This window comes from Microbulbifer sp. ABE4_465 (assembly GCF_056160765.1).
This window is the reverse complement of record NZ_JBSWXV010000006.1, coordinates 67,843-88,956: the sequence shown is the minus strand read 5'-3', so window position 1 is coordinate 88,956 and position 21,114 is coordinate 67,843. Positions and strand designations below refer to the sequence as shown.

16 protein-coding genes are annotated in these 21,114 nt (G+C 60.0%); 5 read left to right on the top strand and 11 right to left on the bottom strand.

The features are described from left to right. Positions 1–43: 43 nt before the first annotated feature. The 4 genes from nadD to ACXAG1_RS11560 all read right to left on the bottom strand — a co-directional run bounded on the left by nadD (position 44) and on the right by ACXAG1_RS11560 (position 5,511). Positions 44–688, bottom strand: a complete 645-nt coding sequence (gene nadD / locus ACXAG1_RS11575; protein WP_475119775.1) for a nicotinate-nucleotide adenylyltransferase — start codon at positions 686–688, stop codon at positions 44–46. A gap of 13 nt (positions 689–701) precedes the next feature. Continuing rightward, positions 702–2,006 (bottom strand): glutamate-5-semialdehyde dehydrogenase, encoded by a 1,305-nt coding sequence (locus tag ACXAG1_RS11570; RefSeq protein WP_475119774.1) that lies wholly within the window; start codon positions 2,004–2,006, stop codon positions 702–704. Positions 2,007–2,147: 141 nt separating this feature from the next. Continuing rightward, the gene (locus tag ACXAG1_RS11565) at positions 2,148–4,841 is read right to left on the bottom strand and encodes a DUF2339 domain-containing protein (protein WP_475119773.1); all 2,694 of its coding nucleotides are present in this window, start codon (positions 4,839–4,841) and stop codon (positions 2,148–2,150) included. Between the two features lie 88 nt (positions 4,842–4,929). Then, positions 4,930–5,511, bottom strand: a complete 582-nt coding sequence (locus ACXAG1_RS11560) for an LON peptidase substrate-binding domain-containing protein (RefSeq protein ID WP_475119772.1) — start codon at positions 5,509–5,511, stop codon at positions 4,930–4,932. A 151-nt stretch (positions 5,512–5,662) separates the two neighbouring features. On the opposite strand from ACXAG1_RS11560, the gene ypfJ reads away from it, so the two are divergent. Next, positions 5,663–6,571: a KPN_02809 family neutral zinc metallopeptidase gene (gene ypfJ, locus ACXAG1_RS11555; RefSeq protein ID WP_475119771.1), complete on the top strand. Its 909-nt coding sequence runs from the start codon at positions 5,663–5,665 to the stop codon at positions 6,569–6,571. A gap of 76 nt (positions 6,572–6,647) precedes the next feature. Then, positions 6,648–6,929, top strand: a complete 282-nt coding sequence (locus tag ACXAG1_RS11550; protein WP_043318700.1) for a peptidylprolyl isomerase — start codon at positions 6,648–6,650, stop codon at positions 6,927–6,929. A gap of 203 nt (positions 6,930–7,132) precedes the next feature. Here the strand turns inward: ACXAG1_RS11550 and ACXAG1_RS11545 are convergent, their stop codons facing one another. The 7 genes from ACXAG1_RS11545 to ACXAG1_RS11515 all read right to left on the bottom strand — a co-directional run bounded on the left by ACXAG1_RS11545 (position 7,133) and on the right by ACXAG1_RS11515 (position 17,090). Continuing rightward, positions 7,133–7,963: a hypothetical protein gene (locus ACXAG1_RS11545; RefSeq protein WP_475119770.1), complete on the bottom strand. Its 831-nt coding sequence runs from the start codon at positions 7,961–7,963 to the stop codon at positions 7,133–7,135. A 138-nt stretch (positions 7,964–8,101) separates the two neighbouring features. Continuing rightward, positions 8,102–12,202, bottom strand: coding sequence for a YhdP family phospholipid transporter (locus ACXAG1_RS11540; RefSeq protein ID WP_475119769.1), 4,101 nt, complete (start codon positions 12,200–12,202; stop codon positions 8,102–8,104). Positions 12,203–12,286: 84 nt separating this feature from the next. Then, positions 12,287–13,774, bottom strand: a complete 1,488-nt coding sequence (gene rng, locus ACXAG1_RS11535) for a ribonuclease G (RefSeq protein ID WP_475092195.1) — start codon at positions 13,772–13,774, stop codon at positions 12,287–12,289. A gap of 11 nt (positions 13,775–13,785) precedes the next feature. Next, positions 13,786–14,439: a Maf family protein gene (locus ACXAG1_RS11530; protein WP_475119768.1), complete on the bottom strand. Its 654-nt coding sequence runs from the start codon at positions 14,437–14,439 to the stop codon at positions 13,786–13,788. Positions 14,440–14,612: 173 nt separating this feature from the next. Next, complete coding sequence (gene mreD, locus ACXAG1_RS11525) at positions 14,613–15,092, bottom strand: rod shape-determining protein MreD (RefSeq protein WP_475092193.1); 480 nt, start codon at positions 15,090–15,092, stop codon at positions 14,613–14,615. A 4-nt stretch (positions 15,093–15,096) separates the two neighbouring features. Continuing rightward, positions 15,097–15,888: a rod shape-determining protein MreC gene (gene mreC, locus ACXAG1_RS11520; protein ID WP_475092192.1), complete on the bottom strand. Its 792-nt coding sequence runs from the start codon at positions 15,886–15,888 to the stop codon at positions 15,097–15,099. Between the two features lie 167 nt (positions 15,889–16,055). Then, positions 16,056–17,090 carry a rod shape-determining protein gene (locus ACXAG1_RS11515; protein ID WP_043318714.1) on the bottom strand — a complete coding sequence of 345 codons (1,035 nt, stop codon included), beginning with the start codon at positions 17,088–17,090 and terminating at the stop codon, positions 16,056–16,058. Between the two features lie 365 nt (positions 17,091–17,455). On the opposite strand from ACXAG1_RS11515, the gene gatC reads away from it, so the two are divergent. The 3 genes from gatC to gatB all read left to right on the top strand — a co-directional run bounded on the left by gatC (position 17,456) and on the right by gatB (position 20,745). Continuing rightward, positions 17,456–17,743 carry an Asp-tRNA(Asn)/Glu-tRNA(Gln) amidotransferase subunit GatC gene (gene gatC, locus ACXAG1_RS11510; RefSeq protein ID WP_475092191.1) on the top strand — a complete coding sequence of 96 codons (288 nt, stop codon included), beginning with the start codon at positions 17,456–17,458 and terminating at the stop codon, positions 17,741–17,743. 62 nt (positions 17,744–17,805) lie between these two features. Beyond that, positions 17,806–19,260: an Asp-tRNA(Asn)/Glu-tRNA(Gln) amidotransferase subunit GatA gene (gene gatA, locus ACXAG1_RS11505; RefSeq protein ID WP_475092190.1), complete on the top strand. Its 1,455-nt coding sequence runs from the start codon at positions 17,806–17,808 to the stop codon at positions 19,258–19,260. Positions 19,261–19,266: 6 nt separating this feature from the next. Beyond that, positions 19,267–20,745: an Asp-tRNA(Asn)/Glu-tRNA(Gln) amidotransferase subunit GatB gene (gatB, locus tag ACXAG1_RS11500; RefSeq protein ID WP_475093933.1), complete on the top strand. Its 1,479-nt coding sequence runs from the start codon at positions 19,267–19,269 to the stop codon at positions 20,743–20,745. Positions 20,746–21,114 lie beyond the last annotated feature (369 nt).

The following is a 21,114-nucleotide window of genomic DNA, read 5'->3' as shown; positions in this document are numbered from 1 at the left end:
ACACCTGTATCGGGAGCCGGGGCTCCGCTCTTTTGAGGCTCAACTATTGGTAGAGCCGATAAGTTTGAATGTAGTCCAGCACCCGCTCCGGCAGCAGAAACTGCGGTGAGCGGCCACTTTTGATCTGGGTGCGAATGTCCGTGGCGGAGATTGGCAACAGGCTCAGTTCCTGCAGCAGGATTCGCCCTGCGGGCTGCTGTTGGATATCCACCAGAGCACCGCGCTTTGCCGCCACCAGTTCAGCCACCGCCCCTTCGCCAGGGATGTCGAATCCAGGGCGGGCGACAACCACCAGGTGGGCCAGCTCCAGCAACCGCTGCCAGCGGTGCCAGCCGGGCAGGCCCAGCAGGGAATCCATCCCCATGCAAAAGCTGATGGAGACTTCGCCTCCCAGCTCACCGCGCAGTTCTTCCAGGGTATCCACCGTGTAGGTGGGGCCTGCGCGCTGCAGTTCCCGCGCGTCCAGCACCAGCTCCGGGCAGTCCTGCAATGCCAGCGCCAGCATGTCCCGCCGCGTTTCCGCGGTCACGCCAGGGGCGGCGCGGTGCGCCGGCTGGTGGGATGGCAGCAGGCGCATTTCATCGAAACCCAGGCTCTGCTTCAGCTCCAGCGCCATGCGCAGGTGGCCGAAGTGCACCGGGTCAAAGGTGCCGCCAAACAGCGCCAGGGTTTTCGACGTCGGATTCATTACGGATTCGGGCTCACTGGCGGATCTGTCCGTCCCCGAACACGATCCATTTCTGCGAGGTCAGGCCTTCCAGGCCCACCGGGCCGCGGGCGTGAATCTTGTCGGTACTGATACCGATTTCCGCGCCCAGGCCGTATTCACAGCCGTCCGCAAAGCGGGTGGAGGCGTTGATGATCACCGAACTGGAATCCACTTCCGCCATAAAACGGCGGGCGCGGCTGTAGTCTTCGGTGACGATCGCCTCGGTGTGGCCGGAGCTGTAACGGGCAATGTGCTCCATGGCCCCATCCATATCCGCCACCACGCGAATCGCCAGTACCGGCGCCAGGTACTCCGTACCCCAGTCTTCTTCCGTTGCCGGCAGTGCCTGGGGCAGGATCGCGCGGGTCTTGTCGCACCCGCGCAGCTCAACGCCTTTTTCACCATAGGCCGCGGCCAGGCGCGGCAGGAACTCTGCCGCTACAGCCTCTGCCACCAGCAGGGTTTCCATGGCGTTGCACACGCCGTAGCGGTGGGTTTTGGCGTTCAGGGCAATGTTGAAGGCCTTTTCCGTATCCGCGCGGTCGTCCAGATACACATGGCAGATACCATCGAGATGCTTGATCACCGGCACCCGTGCGTCGTTGCTGATGCGTTCGATCAGCCCTTTGCCGCCGCGGGGGACGATCACGTCCACGTATTCCGGCATGGTAATCAGCGCGCCCACCGCAGCGCGATCGGTGGTGCCCACTACCTGTACCGCGGTTTCCGGCAGGCCAACCTGTTTCATGCCCGCGGAAATACAGGCGGCAATGGCACGGTTGGAGTGCAGTGCCTCGGAGCCGCCGCGCAAAATAGTGGCGTTACCGGACTTCAGGCACAGGCTGGCCGCATCGATGGTCACGTTGGGGCGGGACTCATAGATGATGCCCACCACCCCAAGCGGCACACGCATTTTGCCCACCTGGATACCACTGGGGCGGTATTTCAGGTCGCTGACTTCACCCACCGGGTCCGGCAGTTCGGCAATCTGGTTGAGCCCATCGATCATGGCGTCGATACGCGCATCATTCAGTTCCAGGCGGTCCAACAGGGCCGCATCCAGGCCGTTGTCGCGGCCGTTCTGCATATCCTGGGCGTTGGCCGCCGCCAGCTGCGGTCGCTGATTGTCCAGCTCCGCGGCGATGGCCTTAAGGGCAGCATTTTTGATTCCAGTGTCAGCGCGAGCCATCAGGCGGGCAGCGGCGCGCGCGGCGCGGCCCATGGCCTGCATTGTTTCCATGGCAGATGTGGAACCGGTAGATTCCTGCTCTCGCTCGGTGGCGCTGACACTGTTCATTGCTGATCTCCTTGCAAAACACGCTATCTCGCCGGGATTGTCGCCAATCCCGCGTCAATTCTCACATCTCCCGGCACGAGCGCCGGAAAACGGCCGCGCAGTATACCGCAACGGCGCCGGAAAATTGCCCAACTAAAACGGTTAATGGGCAGATTCTTGCGGCCGCTGCTGCCCCAGTTTCTGGTGGAGAAAGGCAATCCCCAGTAGCGCCAGCCCCATTCCCATAAACGATGCCACCCGCAGCAGCCCTTCAAGACCGGACATATCCACCAGGAACAGCTTGACGATAACGAGAGCCAGCACCGCCATACCGCCCTGATAACAGCTGCGCCAACCGCGCCAACTGCCGAGCAATATGGCCGCCACCGCCAGCGCCAGCCACACCGCAGAATAGGTGTAGAGCTCGCCGGTGGCCGCGGAAGTATCCAGGCGGATACTGCCTTGCCACAGGTGCCGCACCTCCAGGGATACCCATACAAACGCCGCAAATGCCGACAGCAGCGCGGCATAGCGGCGCACCCCAGGTAGATAGAAACGGCTCACCACAAAGGCCAGTAGCACCGGCCCGGCAAACGCCGGCAGCAGCATATTGAATAGCGGCCGCTCGCTAATGGCGCGCCAGGCCCAGGGCTCGCTGGTGGCGGTGGCCAGCAGAATCCACAGGTAATTGACCAGCCCCCCGGCCATCAGCAGCCGGCCGTAGCCGTCGTACCAGTTGGCGAAGCTGCCGGCGATCAGGCTTTTGCGGTAGTACACCAGCCCCAGGGCGGTAAACAGCCACATATTGATCACCGCCTCGGCAAATCGGTACTCCCCGGCCAGGGCATTGCCGTCGTACAGCCAGTAGCGGCATTCCGCCCACAGGGTCAGTACCAGCAAGTGCAGTGCCGCCGCCTCTGCCCAGCGGGCCAGGTTCAGCTGGGGTTCCCGCAACAGACGAGCAGCCAGCCAGGCGCACAGGGCGGAACCACCGTAGGTCCACAGGGACCAGTGGGCGACGTTGTTGTAGATACTGTCATATGTCAGGAGCCAGGGATTCAGGGTAAGGCGCACCACCACCAGTACCAGTACCGCCTTCAGTAGCCAGCCCAGCGCCGGCACTTCAAACCGGCGAATCACCCAGGCCAGAGAAATGGCCTGCAATGCCAGTGCGAGAGTCAGACTCGCCTGCTTCAGCCACAGACACACCGCCAAACTGTAGGCAAAATGCGCTGCGATAAACAGCCACACCACCATGCCCCGGGACCAGTGCCGGCCGACACCGCGGCTGCCCAGATACATAAACACCGCGCCAAAAATGGCGGCGTACAGGCACCACCAGAACTTGGACAGATAGCCCCCGGCCAGCGCGTATCCGATCAGCAGGGACAGTAGCGGTGCCATCACCGCGAGGGACGCCCACCAGGCACCAGACGCGCCGCGGCGGTTCTCCTCGCCCGACAGCTTGATTGAGAGATAGTTGTAGATGGCCATACCACTGAAAAGCACCGCCGTTAACAGCAGGTACAACAGGAAAGCGCCCTGCTGCTCCGCGGCCAGCGGCAACAGGCGCACCGCATCCCCGCCCCACTGATCCAGCCGGCTGGCAAACCAGGCCACCAACTGTCCGAGAAACAGCACCCAGGGCACCGGTGTCAGTGTGGGATTTTTGCGCGCGGCGATCAGCGCCACCAGAGCCAGCGGGCTCCATGTCCCCAACAGGGATACTGCAGAAGCCGTCGAGGGATCAACACCTTCACGGAATATCGACAGACACTGGGCGACCACAATCACCAGCAGGCTCGGCAGTACCAGTGCCGCTGCGGATCCGTTTGCTGGCATGCGCTCCCGTAACAGCCAGTTACCGGGAATGACCGCAATCACCAGATAGGCCACTGCCGCCAGGTAGAGGCCGCGCCAGCCGTCGGCCTGGTGCCCGGCCAGGGAGATCAGCCACCACAGCAGCGCACCAGCCAACATTCCAAGCCACAACCAGCTGCGGTAAACGTGTCGCAACAGCAGCAGTACCGAGGTGGAAATAATCAGTGCGTACACCATCGCACCCAGCACATTTCCCGAGCCGCTGGAAACCAGAATCGGCACCGCATAAGCGCCGAGCATGCCGATGGCGGCGAGCACCGGGCCGTGCAATCGCGCCAGCCACATGGTGATCAGTGCCACCAGCGCCAGCGCGCCAAAGGCCACACCTGGCTCAACCAGGCTGTAAAGATGTACCGCAGACAGCACCGCGGCAAACGCGGTAATAGCACCGCCGCCGGCGAGTGCGGCGAAAGTAGGATGGGTGCTGCCGGTTTTGCGTCGCAGCACTTCGGCTGCCACATACAGGGCAAGCGCGGTCACCAGCCCCATGATCACACGCACTTTCGGGCCGAGTAATCCCTGCTCGATACCGTACCGGGCGAGGAAAATTCCCGACAGCGCGACACAGGCGCCGCCCAGCCACACCATCCAGTTTTTCTGCAGACGCTCGAAGAGCCGGTCGCCCACAGGATCCTTATCCTGCGACTGAGCGGCGGAGCTTGAATGGGTGGACCAGCGCTCTTTTTTCCAACCGGCCTGCGGAGCCGGGGACGGAGCCGGCTCAACCGCTTTTGGTGCATCGATCTCGATATCGAGTTTCAGGTCGTCCGGTGCCGGCTGTGGCTGCGGGGTCATTGTGACGGCGGGCTGCACCGTCTCATCCGCAATGCCATCCACCAGTTCATCCAGCCTCTCTCGCAGGCGAGTGACTTCGCGGCGCAATTGCCTGACTTCGGCGAACGCAAAAATACCCAGAAAGGAGCCGATGATGATTGCGAGAATCAACATCACGCCCACAAAAACAAAATTATCCATTGGCAAAATCTGTTTTCTTTTTGTTTATTTATTTCTTATCGATTATTTACCAGCCCAATTCCGTGGTGCGCAGCTGGGCCTGTACTTTCTATTCCTTGGCCCAGCGATCCAGGTTGGCCGCGATGTTTGCCAGCCGTTCCAGCGGGTCGTGACTGGCCAGCAGCTCGACACGGGCGGCATCGTCCAGAGGAAGCAGCTGCGCCAACTGCCAGGAAAGCGCCTCGGCGGTTTCCACCGGGGCAAACTTCAATGAGAGCGTCGCGGTATGCTGCTTGAGCTCGTTCAAAATCGCCATCAGCCCGTCAAAGGTATCGGGCACCGGGTGCGACTCTTCATCCGGTAACCACTCCACATCTGCCATCAACAGACCGTCCTCTTCGGGAAAGGTCTCCTGCACGCGAAAGCGGGACTCTCCGGCCACATCGATATGCAGCAACCCCTCTTCACCCTGGCTCCAGTCGACAATACGCACATACAACCCCAGCGGCCACACCTCCGCAGGGCCCACGCCCACTTCCTTGCCACTGCGAATCAGTGCCACCCCAAATCCGGTATCGGACCGGAGTGATTCGGTCACCAGTCGCAGATAGCGCTGCTCAAAAATACGCAACGGCAGGGTCACACCGGGAAACAGCGCCATATTGAGGGGGAAGAGTGGGATAAGGGACAAGATCTTGGCTCTCCGGCTGAATGGGTTGGCGACAAAGATACCACTCCTGTCGATGGCACAAGAATAATCTCCCCACCTGAAAACAAAAACTCGCGCCAACTGTTCTATGCTCAAATTTATATGCGAACGGTTATTCAGTGAGAGGTATCCCATGCGCTGGCGTGAAGGTCGCAGAAGTTCAAATATTGAGGATCGCCGCGGCGAGCGCTCTCCGGGTGGCGGAGGAGGCATGGGTGGCCTGGGCAACCTGCTGGCCCTGGCGCCGTTTCTGTTGCGCAGTAAAAAGGGCTGGCTGATTCTGCTGGCACTGGCAGCGCTGTATTACTTTGGCGGCAACCTGTTCAGCGGTATGCCGAACACCGAATCCCCGAGCCTTGGACCCGACGCACAGACAGCGCCCGGCGCACCCGGGGCTGACGATGAGGTGGCGCAATTTGTCTCGGTGGTGCTGGGCTCGACGGAAGATGTGTGGGGGCAGGTTTTCCAGCAGGCCGGGGCACAATATTCTGCCCCCAAGCTGGTGCTCTATACCGACGCGGTGCGTTCCGCCTGCGGCCTCAGTTCTGCGGCGGTAGGCCCCTTCTACTGCCCCGGCGACCAGAAGGTGTATCTGGACCTGAGTTTTTTAAACGAATTGAAAAAGCTCGGGGCGCCGGGTGACTTCGCATTTGCCTACGTGATTGCGCACGAGGTCGGTCACCATGTGCAGAATCTGCAGGGCCTCTCCGCCAAGGTACAACAGGCGCGCATGCAAGCAGACAAGGTAACGGCGAACCGCCTTTCGGTAATGCTGGAGTTACAGGCAGACTGTTATGCGGGCGTTTGGGCGTTCTATGCCAACCGCGACAAACAGATGCTGGAGCCCGGCGATGTGGAAGAAGGCCTTCGCGCGGCTGCGGCAGTAGGCGACGACCACCTGCAACGCCGAGCCGGCCGCGCCGTCTCCCCCGACGCCTTTACCCACGGCAGCGCCGAACAGCGGGCCCACTGGTTCCAACAGGGGTTCAGCACCGGTGACGTCAACAAGTGCAATACCTTTGCGACGCTATCAGGACAGTAGCTGGCCCCAGGAAGCTTTAACCACTAAGCTTGCCGCTCAAGAATTTATCCATCATCAATAAATGAGGAATACACCCGTGCCAAGAGCAACAGCCCGCCACATTCTGGTAGAAAGCGAAGCCCAGTGTCAGGACCTGAAAAAGCAAATTGAAGACGGCGCCGATTTCGGAAAGGTTGCCCAGCAATATTCCAAGTGCCCCTCCGGCCGCAACGGTGGCGACCTGGGTGAGTTTGGTCAGGGTCAGATGGTGCCGGAATTCGACAAGGTGGTTTTCAACGATGAGTTGAACAAGGTACACGGTCCTGTGAAAACCCAGTTTGGTTATCACCTGCTGGAAGTAACCAGCCGTACTGATTGATCGCAGCTTTTAGTTAGCAGTTACTACTGAAGCAAAATGCGAAGGTGTCGATGCCGGGTAGGATCTTGTGAGACCTTCTGCGAGAGGGACCTCGCAGAAGAGCCCCCATGGATGGGTTCACGGCGCGTCTCACAAGATCCTACCCGGTAGCGGCACCGCCACCGGGCAAGAACCGAAGCACCCCAGACCACAAAACCACAAAATTACTCAGCGCTAGTCTCAGCCTGCCACTCGAACAGGTTCATCTCGATAAAGAAGAAGGCCACCAGCCACAGGAACGCATCCCAAAAATCAAGAAGCTCGCCACTGACTCCCCAGTAAATAGCGCAAAGCAGCAGAGTGAAATACAGCAGCCCCTTGATCACCTGGGAATACCGCATGATGGAATCGGTCAGCTGGTGACGCAGTTGCAGCCAGACATCGAATGCCAGGATCGCCACCACCAGCAGCCAGGCACCGGCATTGATCACATCCACCCACGCCAGCCACTGAATCTCTCGCCAGATCTCCGCATCACCCACGATTTGTGCATCAGCAAGACCAAGCAGGCTCGCATCCGCCAGCGACCCGCAATTTGCCGCCGACAGTGCCGTATATTCATTCTGCTCCAGTACCATCGACCAGCCACCGCTGGCCGCCAGATCACAGGCAGATCCCGCTACCGGCAACAGATGCGTCAGCGACAGCATCTCCGAGAAATAACCGTAAAACGAGTACACGATAACCACATAACAAAACGCGGAAACCGCATTCAAAACCCACTTAATACGCCCCTTCAGCTTCTCATCGGACAACACCCAGGTTTCCAGCTCGAACACCAACAGCAGTAACACCCAGGCCAGCGTGTCAATGGAATCGTTATAAGCCTCAATGATATTGCCCAGGCTTATCCCGTCGGCAAAAACAGTACCCGCTGCTGCGTGATTCTCGACAAAAAACGCATATACGTTGACCGCCAAAAGGCAGTAAACGGTGTACTTGAAGATTTTGAACAGGGTATAGCGATTCGCGGAAATACCAGTCAAAGAAACCACCTCGGACACTGGCGACCCACTTCAATAGTGAGCTTATTTTATTATTCATCTTGCCCTGGCCCCACACCACTGACCGGTATTACATTGCAAGTTGCATCAATATCGAAAGATAACTCGGATTGTGCAGTCAACGCTCATTCAGTTGGCACCCGCGCGCTGGGTCTCTCGCCCGGCCGCGCCGTCGTCAAACAAGCGGTCGAAGCGCACCTCAGGATCCGTCCATTCACCGCTGATTCGATAACTCACACTCGCAACCCTATCCACCTGCTTTTTGAACACCTTACTGATCAGGTACACACCCGCCGCAGCGGGCAGGCCCCCGGCCAGCGCCGCGACAAAGGCCAGGTTATTCCCCACGGGCAAAGTTGCCACCAGAGTCAGGTTCAGGTCTTCCCGGCGCAAGTTGACCCGCCCCGCCATCTGCAACTCACTGGTGGGCCCTTCCACCTGAATGGGCACCGCGATCAACAACTCGCCATCCCCCTCGAAATAGACCTCCCCGCGCACCTGGTCAAAGGTCAGTCCGCTCTGCACCAGGTCGGAAAAATCCAGGCGCAGGCGACGTGCCCAGGTGTCGAAGTTGAACAGGGACAGCAGGCGCAACAACGAAGTCCCCGCGTTGTCGCTGGCACGAAGGAAGCGGCCGTTGCGGATATCGATACTGATCTCGCCGTTCATATCATTGGGATTGACCATAGCGGGAGATCCACTCCAGCGCAGCGCGGTATCGAACACCGCTGCGCGGCTTTCGATCGCGGCCTCCTGCCCCCAGGCCTGCAGCACATCACCCAGATTGTCCCCCCGCAGGCGACCAATAAATTGGGAGGATTCACTGCCATCGGCATCGCGCATCCACATCAACTGCGCACCCAGTTTGTTTTCTCCCGCACCACGCCCCTCGATACGGATGCCGCGCATGGCCCCCTGTATTTCACTGATCACAAGGCGCTGTTCAGATGGGTGCAGGCGGAACGACCAGGGACCCATCGCCTCTTCACCCAGCCACAGGCTTTCGGTGGAAAAATCCACCCTTGGCAGACTGGCAAAATCGAACCCTTTCCAGCGGTCATGACGCAAGCCGGGCTCACCAGGTTCCTGCTTATCGACTTCCGTTGCTTCAGCGTCACCATCGGCGGACGGCTCTGCGGCAGCCAGTGCCGGTAGACGAAGGTGCTCCAGCTTCAATCGCAATGGCGAGGCGGTGTTGAGCATGCCACTCAATTCACCCGCCGCGATTTCACTGTCGAAATTGAGCAGCCAGTCCGCGCCGAGACCACGGCCACTCACGTGGATATTATCGATCCGTACCGACTCGGAAACTTTGAGCAGGTCGGTACTGAGATCCAGATTGATCGGCAGTGGTGACCCACCCTGGCCCACGTCCGGCTCGACCGCCTGAGTGGTGTAGATTTCCAACGCCTTTTTCCAGGGCGCAAGGTCCACCAGAGAAAGGTCGCCCACAACGGAGATACCGGGCGTGTCCGGCAGTTTCGCCGGTGCATTCAGCGCGATCGCCCCTCGCTCGAGCTTGCCATCCACCTGCCACAACTGGCCCTGCAAATGTTCCCCATAACTGATGTGGTAGAGGTTGCCCTCGTCACCCACCGGTACACGCATCACAAACCGGGATTTCTCGCCACCGGGTTTACCCAGTGGCGCAGGAAGGTTGACCGCCACTTGCTCAAGATCGGAAGTCAGCTCGAGAATCGCTCGATAGGGCTTGTCTTTGGATTTGGCCGGGATAGTGACCAGTGCCTGGTAATCCAGCTTGCCATCCAGCCACTGCAACTCGGGGCGTCCACTCCACTCGCCGATACCTGACGTAACCGCCTTGCCGTTGACCACCACCTGCGTATCTCTCTCCGCGCCACTGCCCAGATGCTGGATGGACGCGCGCAACGGTTGCCCCCACAACTGGCCGCGAAAATGAGACCCCTGCAAACCTGTTTCACTGTGATAGCGCACGTTGCCATTGAGCTGATGGATCTGCAGGTTCAGGCGTTGCAGGTCCAGGCTGGCATCGGAGAGCGCCAGTTCCACCACCTGCTCTGACGCAAATTTTGCGCCGCCCATGGGCTGTGCAATCTGCAGAGTGCCCTGCATGGCACCGTCCAGAGACCAGTGATCGAAGGCATCTCCCAGGCTGTCGCGCAGGGGCGACTCGCGCAGCAGCTTGAGACCGTCGGTCGCCGGGCCCTGCAGCTCGGCGAATACATCCAGGCGGGAGCCGCCCGGCGCAGGGGATATGCGCACCGAGACATTGGAGCCGTCGACATCCCAGAGGCGGGCCTTGGGTGCGACTACGAGAACCTCGGCATCGTTGATCCCCAGGTGGCCATCAACGTGCTCGGCCGCCGGCCAACCGGGGCTGTAATGCAAATGACTATCGGCAATATCTGCCTGAAGCTGCACCGTCTGACGCTGCGCATGCTGCCCCAGCGCAAGAAGCCCCTCGTCCTCTCCTTCGCGGTAGCTGTATCCGCGATACACAAATCCGGCCGCGGGGATACGCCCCTCGTTACTGGTGCCGATACCGCTGTTCAACCAGTTGCGCAGGTCGTCGCTGACAACGGTGGGCACCAGGTGGCGCTGCTCGGTAACCGCCACATCGCGCAATCCCAGTGCCAGAGTAAAATCCGCAGCGCGGGTGAAAGGCACCAGCGGGATCTGTAACAGAAACTGGCCCGTGAAGGCGCCGCCAGCCGGTACCGATTTTTTTCCTGTCTTGCCAGCGGCATCCAGGTCCAGAGGCCCGGAATACACCGAGACCGTCTCGTGTTCGCGGTCGATATCCCAGGCCACGGTGCCGCGCGCGGCAGAAAAGAAAAATGGTTCGTCGTACAGCAGCGGGAAATGGGCGCTGAACCCAAGCTCGCTGTCCAGCTCGACACGCCCACCCTGTCCGTTCAGGGACAGGAACCCGTTGACTCCGGTCACCGCTGGCGCGCCGCGGTGCGCTCCGGCAGCCACATCGCGTAAATTGGCAGTGACGGTCACTTCGCCATTCACGCGGGATAAACGCACATTTTGCAATTCGCCAGAGGGCTCGAGAGCCTGCAGCCATTCATCGGCCTTGGCAGGAATCAGTTCCAGCACCTTGAGCACCCGGTGCCAGGCCTGCAGTTCGATTTGATCGACCGCCAACTGCAGTCCGCCCTGCTGGTCACCGCTGGCCTGAATATTGACCGCGGGCACTTCCAGCTGTTGCCAGTTCAATCCCAGGTCCTGCAGTACCAGCTCCCAGTTTTGCCCCGGGCGCCAATGACCGGAAATATTGCTGGAGGTGGCGTTCAGGGTCTCCAGTGCACCGGCGGCCTGATTCGACACCGCGCTCCCGGTATTTTGTTCGGGCTGCTGGGCAAGGCTCAGATTGCCACGCAGACTGTATCCCGACTCGGCATCAGAGTTCAGCCACAAACGCCCGCCGGCAAGTTTGCGCCCGGGCCAATACAGTTTTTCCGGCAATGGTGATAGCTGGTAAAGCAGTCCCACCAGATCGGCGTCGATCAACAGTTCGTTGAGCTGCACGTATCCGCGCAGGGAAAACTCCTTGCTGCGGCGGGGATCACCACGCCCCTCCAGCACCAGGCGCAAACTTTCTTCACCCCGGTGCAGACTTTCCATCGCGCCGGTAACAAAAGCACGAGCCACCAGGCGATGAAAACCGCCACTGTTTTCCAATAGGATTTCTTTGAGGTTTAGATTTGCCGATTGGCCATCGGTGAGAGACAGGCCAATACTGGCGTCGCGCACCAGTACCTTGGGCCCAAGCTGAAAGATGCGTGCCGGATCACCAAGCCGTACACCGCCGCCACTGTTTTCCTCTACCGGCTTGCTGGCAAGCGGGAACCCGCGCACCTGCCACCCCCCTTCGGGGCGCTGTTCCAGCTCTGCTGAAAAGCCATCGGCTTCCAGATTTTTCCAGATCAGCTCGCGGTTCCAGATGCTCGCCAGCAGATCCAGATGGAACAGGCCGCGATCCAGTTTTACCTGGCCCTCGGCACCAATTTTCAGGCCATCGATCTGCAGCGCCACTTCCAGAGCCTGCCATTGCAGGGAGATATGCTCGAGCGCCACCGGCGCGCCCAGTCGCTCGGACAGCCAGAGGCCAATTTGTGGGCTGTATTTGCCAACCTGTGGCGAGAGCATACGACCGGTCTGCACAAGGATTGCCAGAGTGATCACAGTGATCACCACCAACAACCAGAACTTGCGGGCAAACCAGCGCAACCACAGCATCAGTCGGCCTCCCCCACAGGGGTGGCACGCGAAAAAGCCGTCACAGTCGGGCGCCTATACCAGAACCACTTGCACCAGAACCACTTACACCAGAACAATGTCGTACTGCTCCTGGTTGTAGATGGGTTCCACCTGAAACTGGATCGGGCGCGCGATAAATTCTTCCAAATCCGCCACATTTGCGGATTCCTCGTCCAGCAGCAGGTCGATCACAACCTGACTGGCCAGCACCATGATCTTGTCGCTGTCGTAAGCGCGCGCCTCGCGAATGATCTCGCGGAAAATTTCATAGCAGACGGTTTCCGCAGTCTTCAGGGTGCCGCGGCCGGCGCAAACCGAGCACGGTTCGCACAGCATCTGGCCGAGGGATTCGCGGGTGCGCTTGCGGGTCATTTCTACCAGACCCAGTTCGGACACCCCGGTGATACTGCTCTTGGCGTGATCCCGCTCCAGCGCTTTTTCCAGAGTGCGCAGGACCTGGCGCTGGTGCTCGGTGTCCTGCATATCGATAAAGTCGATGATGATGATGCCACCGAGATTGCGCAGCCTCAGCTGGCGGGCAATGGCGGTGGCCGCTTCCAGGTTGGTTTTGAAAATGGTCTCTTCGAGATTGCGATGGCCAACGAATGCACCGGTGTTCACATCGATGGTGCTCATGGCCTCGGTCTGTTCGACAATCAGGTAGCCGCCGGATTTCAGGGTCACCTTGTTTTGCAGCGCCTTGCGGATTTCTTCCTCAACGCCGTACAGATCAAACAGCGGGCGCTCACCGGGATAGTGCTCGATACGCGGGGCAATTTCCGGCGCGTACTTGCTGGTGAATTTGGCCGCGCGGGCGTGGGCCTCGCGGGAGTCGATACGGATTTTTTCCGTATGCGGGCGCGCCAGATCCCGCAGGGCGCGCATAAACAGCGGCAGATCTTCGTAGATGATCGCCGGTTCTTTTTCTGTTTTTATCCGCTGCTCCAGCTCGTTCCACAACTTGTACAGGAACGGAATATCCCGCAGTAATTCTTCTTCACTCACCCCTTCGGCGACGGTGCGCAGAATAAAACCGCCGTCAGCGCTCAGGCCTTCATCCGCCAGTTTGGCAGAAGCCAGATCCACCAGCTCGCGCAGGCGTTCACGCTCAGACTCGTCTTCGATGCGGTTTGAGATACCGATATGACGGGTCTGCGGCATATACACGAGATAGCGTGCGGATACCGACAGATGGGTGGTCAGGCGTGCGCCCTTGCTGGAGATGGGGTCTTTCACCACCTGCACCACCAGAGACTGGCCCTCGCGCACCAGCGCACGGATATCCGCCACCTCCCCTTCACGGGACTCCATGCCCTCGTCGTCGAGAGGAGCAATGTCCGAGGCGTGAATAAAACCGGCGCGCTCGAGGCCGATATCCACAAACGCGGCCTGCATTCCCGGCAGCACCCGCACCACCTTGCCCTTGTAGATATTGCCCACAATACCGCGGCTGGCGGTGCGCTCCAGGTAAACCTCCTGCAGCACGCCGTTTTCTACCAGCGCCACCCGGGTTTCCATGGGCGCCACGTTGATGAGTAATTCTTCGCTCACTGGCGTAACTCCTAAATCGTCCCTGCTTCCGCGCCGGTCGAGCGCTTGTCAAACTGCCAGTAGGGAATACCCGCCTGCTGCAGAAACCCGGCCAGGGTTTCCAGCGGCAGCCCCACTACATTGCTGTAACTGCCGTGAATGGACTCCACCAGCAGTGCGCCCATTCCCTGAATGCCATAGCCCCCGGCCTTGTCCTGGGGCTCGCCGGTATTCCAGTAGCCTTCGATCAGCGCGCGATCCAGCGCGCGGAAGCGCACCCGGGTTTCGACCACATCGCTGAAGGATTGATCGCTCCCGCTGAGGCAGATGGCGGTGAGTACCGAATGCTCACGGCCGGACATCAGGCGCATCATGCGGGCAAAATCGGTGAAATCCCCGGGTTTTTCCAGTATTTCGTCGTCTACCACGCCCAGTGTATCCGCCCCCAGTGACCAGACAGTGGCATCACCTTCCACCAGTGCGAGACCGGCGCGGGATTTCTCCTGGGCGAGCCGCAGCGCATAGTCACGCCCGGACTCTTCCGGTTGGCGGACTTCTTCCACAGAGGTGGCGGCGGAGGAAAACGGCACCCCGATCTGCATCAACAGTTCGGCGCGCCGGGGAGAGCCGGAGGCGAGGATCAGGCGCGGGGATGGGCTGGGCTGTCGGAAATCGGATGAAGGCACGGGCAACGCTTATGATTATGTGTTTGCTGAATATCGATCAGCTGAATACCGATCAGAAGGCCTGATTATAGCGGCCGCGCTCGAAAAATAACCGCACTCTGCGGACACTTAACACTATTTTTCAGTCACCATTTTTAGACGATCGTCCGCCAATAGAGCTTGAATGAAACGGGTTAGCGAATCCTCAAACTTGAGGCCATCCGGTGCAACCAGGGTGTCACCAGCGGCCAGAGGAGCGCCGTGGTCAGCGCCGGCCAGAGGAACGTCAGTCCGGGCACCGGCTTGCCCGCCAGGCTGTGCACCCAGTTACCCAGCAACTGATTGATTCCCACCAGTACAAATACCCACATCAACTGCTGCCCGGGATTGAAGGCGCGGGTGCGCCGATAGGTCAGCAGGCTGAAATACGCGAGCACCCCCAGGGCCAGTGCGTGGGCCCCGAGTGTAGAGCCGGTCACCAGATCTTCGGCCAACCCGGCCATCCAGGCAAAACCCACACCCAGCTCCTGGGGCATACGGGTCGTCCAGAAGATCACCAGCAGCGCGCAGAAGGCCGGACGAAACCACAGCCAGTTGGTGGGCAGCGGCATCACCGCCAGCAGCAGTGCGACGATAAAGGTGAACAGGATAAACCAGCGATTGTGGGCATCCATGGGATCAGTTCTGCTCTTCCGCGGGCTGCTCGCTCAGCACCGCCAGCACAAAGCGGCTGCGATTCATCAGGCCCCGGGGTTGCACGTCGACATCGGCAAAGGCACGGCCCGGGTCGCGCTTGACGGAAATCACTTCACCCACCGGGTAACCCGCAGGGAAGCGGCCACCGAGGCCAGAACTCAACAGCAGATCCCCTTCGCGGATATCGCTGGTATTGGCCAGGTGACGGAGCTTGAGGCGGTACAGGTCGCCGGTGCCCTCGGCCACCGCGCGCACACTGTTGCGCAGCACCTGCACCGGCAGCGCGTGGTTGGCATCGGTGATCAGCAGTACCCGGCTGGAAAAGTCCCCGGCCTCGATCACCTGCCCCAGCAGTCCGCTGGCATCCATGATCGCCGCACCCTGCTGCACCCCATCGGAGCGGCCCTTGTCGATGATCAGTACGTGCTCGAGCGGATCCGGCGAAACGCCAATCACCTGGGACACCAACACGCGCTGGTCCACACTCTCGGCAGAATTCATCAGCTCTTTCAGCTGGGTGTTTTCCGCGCGCACCGCGGCCAGTAACTGGGTCTGCTGCTCCAGCAGCATCACCTGGTGCTTGAGGCGGCTGTTTTCTTCCACCAGTTCTTCGCGGGTGCGCAGCTGCTCACCGGCCCAATCACCCACACGGGACGGGGTTCCGGTAATCCAGTAGAAAGGCGCGGCGAGACTGGAGAGGCGCTCGCGCACCGGGTCCAGCCAGTCGGTGTAGATATTGACCAGAATCAGCGCCGTCGCCAGGGCGCCCAGCACGATAATGCGGGATTCCGGTGACGGACCTCGGGTAAATAGCGGTTTAATGGGCGGCTCCCATTGACCAGTTCAGCAGTACTGTTGTTATTGGCTGTGGCGCCATTCCGTGGGCTGGTGCAGCGGCGGTGCTCACTCCTTAAGCACCGCCATCGTTCGGGCAGAATCTATCAGTTGGAGACCAGATACAGACGGCTCTTGTCCATCATATCCAGCGCCTGGCCGCCACCGCGGGCAACACAGGTGAGCGGGTCGTCGGCGACGATCACCGGCAGGCCGGACTCTTCCATCAGCAGACGGTCCAGGTCGCGCAGCAGTGCGCCACCGCCGGTCAGTACCATACCGCGCTCGGCGATATCGGAAGCCAGTTCGGGGGGAGATTGTTCCAGCGCGCTCTTCACCGCCTGCACGATACCGGTCAGGGGCTCTTGCAGCGCCTCCAGGATCTCGTCGCTGTTCAGGGTAAAGCTGCGCGGTACACCTTCCGCCAGATTGCGACCACGCACGTCGATTTCGCGCACTTCGCTGCCGGCGTAGGCACAGCCGATTTCTTCTTTGATGCGCTCGGCAGTGGCGTCGCCAATGACGCTGCCGTAGTTGCGGCGCACGTAGTTGACGATGGCCTCGTCAAAGCGGTCACCGCCGATACGCACGGAATCGGAGTAGACCACACCGTTCAGGGAGATGATCGCAATCTCGGTGGTACCACCACCGATATCCACCACCATGGAACCGCTGGCTTCTTCTACCTTGAGGCCGGCACCAATGGCGGCGGCCATGGGCTCTTCAATCAACCACACCTCGCGGGCGCCGGCGCCCAGGGCGGATTCGCGAATCGCACGGCGTTCCACTTCGGTGGACTGACAGGGGACACATACCAGAACCCGCGGGCTCGGGCGCATCCAGCTGTTCTCGTGCACCTTCTTGATGAAGTGCTGCAGCATCTTCTCGGTGACCTGGAAGTCTGCGATCACGCCGTCTTTGAGCGGGCGGATGGCGGTGATGTTACCCGGGGTACGGCCCAGCATACGCTTCGCCTCAACACCTACCGCTTCCACGATCTTGGTGCCGTTGTAGTGGCGAATGGCAACAACAGAGGGTTCATCGAGGACTACGCCGCGATCGCGCACGTAAATCAGCGTATTGGCAGTACCCAGGTCGATAGAGAGATCACTGGAGAACATGCCCCGCAAACGTTTAAACATGGAATTCGGTTACCTTAATTCTGATGTACAACACCCAATCCGGGTCGGGTGCCGCGGGCGCCGACAGAAGCCCCGGGCGAAGATGCGCCACAGGGTAATTAGTCCACGCAAATAATTCTGTGTTCCGGACGGCGTTTTCGTCCGCTTTTCGACAAGTTAGCCAGACACAGTCGTAGCCTGGCCAGAATCGGCAAACTCTAACAACGGCGTGGGTTCAGAGCAAGGCTCAGGAGCCCCTTAATAAATAAGCATAAAGAGATTCCACCACAGATATGCTAAATTTGCGCTCCTTCTGATCCCGCCGGCCCCGTTGATTCCGGGCCTGGCCGCAAATTAGCCAATGAGAAGCTGGAGTCTCTATCCCCATGGCCGTGGACGCGCAAACCGTTGAAAAGCTGGCCGAACTGGCCCGCATCGCCATTTCCGAAGAAACCATAGACGAAGTCAGCAGCCGCCTGGGCGATGTACTGCAACTGGTGGACCAGTTGCAGGCCGTCAATACCGACGGCGTCGCGCCTATGGCGCACCCCCTGGACGAAGTGCAGGTACTGCGCAAAGACGAAGTCACCGAGCCCAACCGTCGCGAAGAGTTCCTCGCCCTGGCCCCACAGACCGAAGCGGGCCTGTATCTGGTGCCCAAGGTGATCGATTAAGAGCCTATCGACCATCTCACCACCCTGAGCGAATACAGAATAGACAAGAAACCGGATTTCCAATGCATCAGTTGACCATCGCCGAGATTATTCGCGGCCTGCGCGACAAACAGTTCTCCAGCGTCGAGATCACCAGCCATCTGCTGGAGCGTATCCAGCAGCTGGACAGCCAGTTCAACAGCTTCATTACCGTCACCGGCGACCAGGCGATTAAAGAAGCCGCCGCCGCCGACGCCCGCCTGGCCCAGGGCGACGCCCCGGCCCTGTGCGGTGTACCCATCGCCCACAAGGACATCTTCTGCACCAATGGTGTGCGCACCAGCTGCGGCTCGAAGATGCTCGACAACTTCGTGCCTCCCTATGACGCCACCGTTGTGGATAACTTCCAACAGGCGGGTGCGGTCAGCCTGGGTAAAACCAATATGGACGAGTTCGCCATGGGCTCCTCCAACGAATCCAGCTTCTACGGCGCGGTAAAAAACCCGTGGAATGTGGAGCGCATTCCCGGCGGCTCTTCCGGTGGGTCCGCCGCCGCGGTGGCCGCGCTGTTGGTACCGGGCACCACCGCCACCGACACCGGCGGCTCCATCCGCCAGCCGGCAGCGATGACCGGCACCACCGGTTTGAAGCCTACCTACGGCCGCGTATCCCGCTGGGGCATGATTGCCTTCGCCTCCAGCCTCGACCAGGGCGGCCCCATAACCCGCACCGCAGAAGACGCCGCACTGATGCTGTCAGTGATGGCGAGTCCGGACCAAAAAGACTCCACCTGCCTGGATCGTCCGACCCAGGACTACACCGCCAACCTGAACGATTCCGTCAAGGGACTGAAGATCGGCGTACCCAGCGAGTACTTTGGCGAGGGCCTAGACAGCGAAGTGGGTGCGCGCGTGCAGGAAGCACTGAAAGAATACGAAAAGCTCGGCGCGGAACTCGTGGAAATCAGTCTTCCCCACAGCAAACTTGCCGTGCCAGCCTACTACGTGATCGCCCCGGCCGAGGCCTCCGCCAACCTGTCCCGCTTCGACGGCGTACGCTACGGCTACCGCTGTGAAAACCCGGCGGACCTGCGCGACCTGTATATGCGCTCCCGCGGCGAAGGTTTCGGCGAGGAAGTGAAGCGCCGCATTTTGGTGGGCAGCTACGCCCTGTCCGCAGGTTACTACGATGCCTACTACAACAAGGCCCAACAGGTGCGCCGCCTGATCAAACAGGATTTTGTCGACGCCTTCGACAAGGTCGATGTCATCATGGGCCCCACCGCGCCCAACCCGGCGTTCAAGCTGGGCGAGAAAAATGCCGATCCGGTGGCCATGTATCTGGAAGACATTTACACCATCGCCACCAACCTGGCCGGCCTGCCCGGCATGTCCATCCCCTGCGGTTTCGCCCACGGCCTGCCCGTTGGCCTGCAGATCATTGGCAACTACCTGAATGAGGCGCGCATGCTCAACGTCGCGCACCAGTTCCAGCAAGCCAGTGACTGGCATCAGCAAACCGCCCCGGCAGCAGAATAAGTAGGAATAAGGAGAAGCGACGTGGAATGGGAAGTCGTCATCGGGTTGGAAGTGCATGTGCAACTGGCCACCCAATCAAAAATTTTCTCCGGCGCCAGCACCGCCTTTGGTGCCGAGCCGAACACTCAGGCCTGCGCGGTCGACCTGGCCATGCCGGGTACCCTGCCGGTCCCCAATGAAGAGGCCTTCCGCTATGCGGTGATGTTCGGCCTCGCCATGAATGCGGAAATCGGCAAGCGCTCGGTGTTTGAGCGCAAAAACTATTTCTATCCTGACCTGCCAAAGGGCTACCAGACCACCCAGCTGGAACAACCGATCGTCGGCGAGGGCCAGATCGAAATTCACCTGGAAGATGGCAGCAGCAAAACCGTGCGTTTGCACCATGCGCACCTGGAAGAGGACGCGGGCAAGTCTTTACACGATGCTGTTTTTGATTCTGGCCACGGCATGTCCGGCATCGACCTCAACCGCGCCGGCACACCACTGATCGAAATCGTATCCGAACCGGATATGCGCAGCGCCGCGGAAGCGGTTGCCTACCTGAAAAAAATCCACAGCATCGTCACCTACCTCGGCATTTCCGACGGCGATATGTCCCAGGGTTCCCTGCGCTGTGACGCCAACGTTTCCGTGCGTTTGAAAGGCGAAGAAGAACTGGGCACCCGCACCGAGATCAAAAACCTGAACTCCTTCCGCTTTATCGAGAAGGCGATCAAAGTGGAAGCCCAGCGCCAGATCGACCTGATCGAAGACGGCGGCAAGGTGACCCAGGAAACCCGCCTGTACGATGCGGACAAAAACGAAACCCGCTCCATGCGCAGCAAGGAAGTGGCCAACGATTACCGCTATTTCCCCTGCCCGGATCTGCTGCCGGTGGTTCTGACGGACGATTATGTGGAGCAGGTGCGCGGCGAACTGCCGGAATTGCCGGATGCGAAGTGTGCGCGCTTTGAGAAAGACTATGGTCTGTCCGCCTACGATGCAGATCAGTTGACCCAGGAGCGGGCCACTGCGGATTACTTCGAACAGGTGGCGGCAAAATCCGGCGAGCCGAAACTGGCTGCAAACTGGGTAATGGGTGAACTGGCGGCGCTGTTAAACCGTGAGGAAAAGTCCATCGACCATTCTCCGGTTTCTGCGGAGCATCTGGCGGGTCTGATTGCGCGCATCAAGGACAACACCATTTCCTCGAAGATTGCCAAGCAGGTTTTTGAAGCAATGGCGAATGGTGACGGTGATGCGGACGCGGTAATCGAGGCCAAGGGCCTGAAGCAGGTTTCCGACACTGGTGCTATCGAGAAGCTGGTAGACGATGTGATCGCAGCCTCTACTTCTCAGGTAGAGAACTACCGCAATGCCGCCCCCGACAAGCGCCCGAAAATGATGGGTTTCTTTGTTGGCCAGATCATGAAGGCCTCCAAGGGACAGGCAAACCCGCAGATGATCAACAAGATTCTGAAGGATAAATTGGACGCACTTTTATAAGTTGGTCCACGTTATCGGGTCCGCTTTGTTGCAGGCCCGGTGGCGGCCAAGCACCGGGTAAGACTTTTCGAAACCGGACTGGGCGTCCCCCTGGGAATACATCCCTGTACGCTGCGTCGGCGACGTCCCTGTCGCCGACGCTTTCGAAAAGTCTTACCCGGCACTCGCCCTTAGATTTGAACAATTGCTCTTCGCATCAACTCGACGAGCTAACCAAGCACTCTAAAGTTTGATGCGAAGACGATGTCGCCGGGATTTGTTTGCGAAACCTTCCGCGAGAGGGACCTCGCGGAAGAGTCCCCATGGATGGGTTCACGACGTGTTTCGCAAACAAATACCGGCGGCAGCGCCGCCACCAAACCGCCCGAC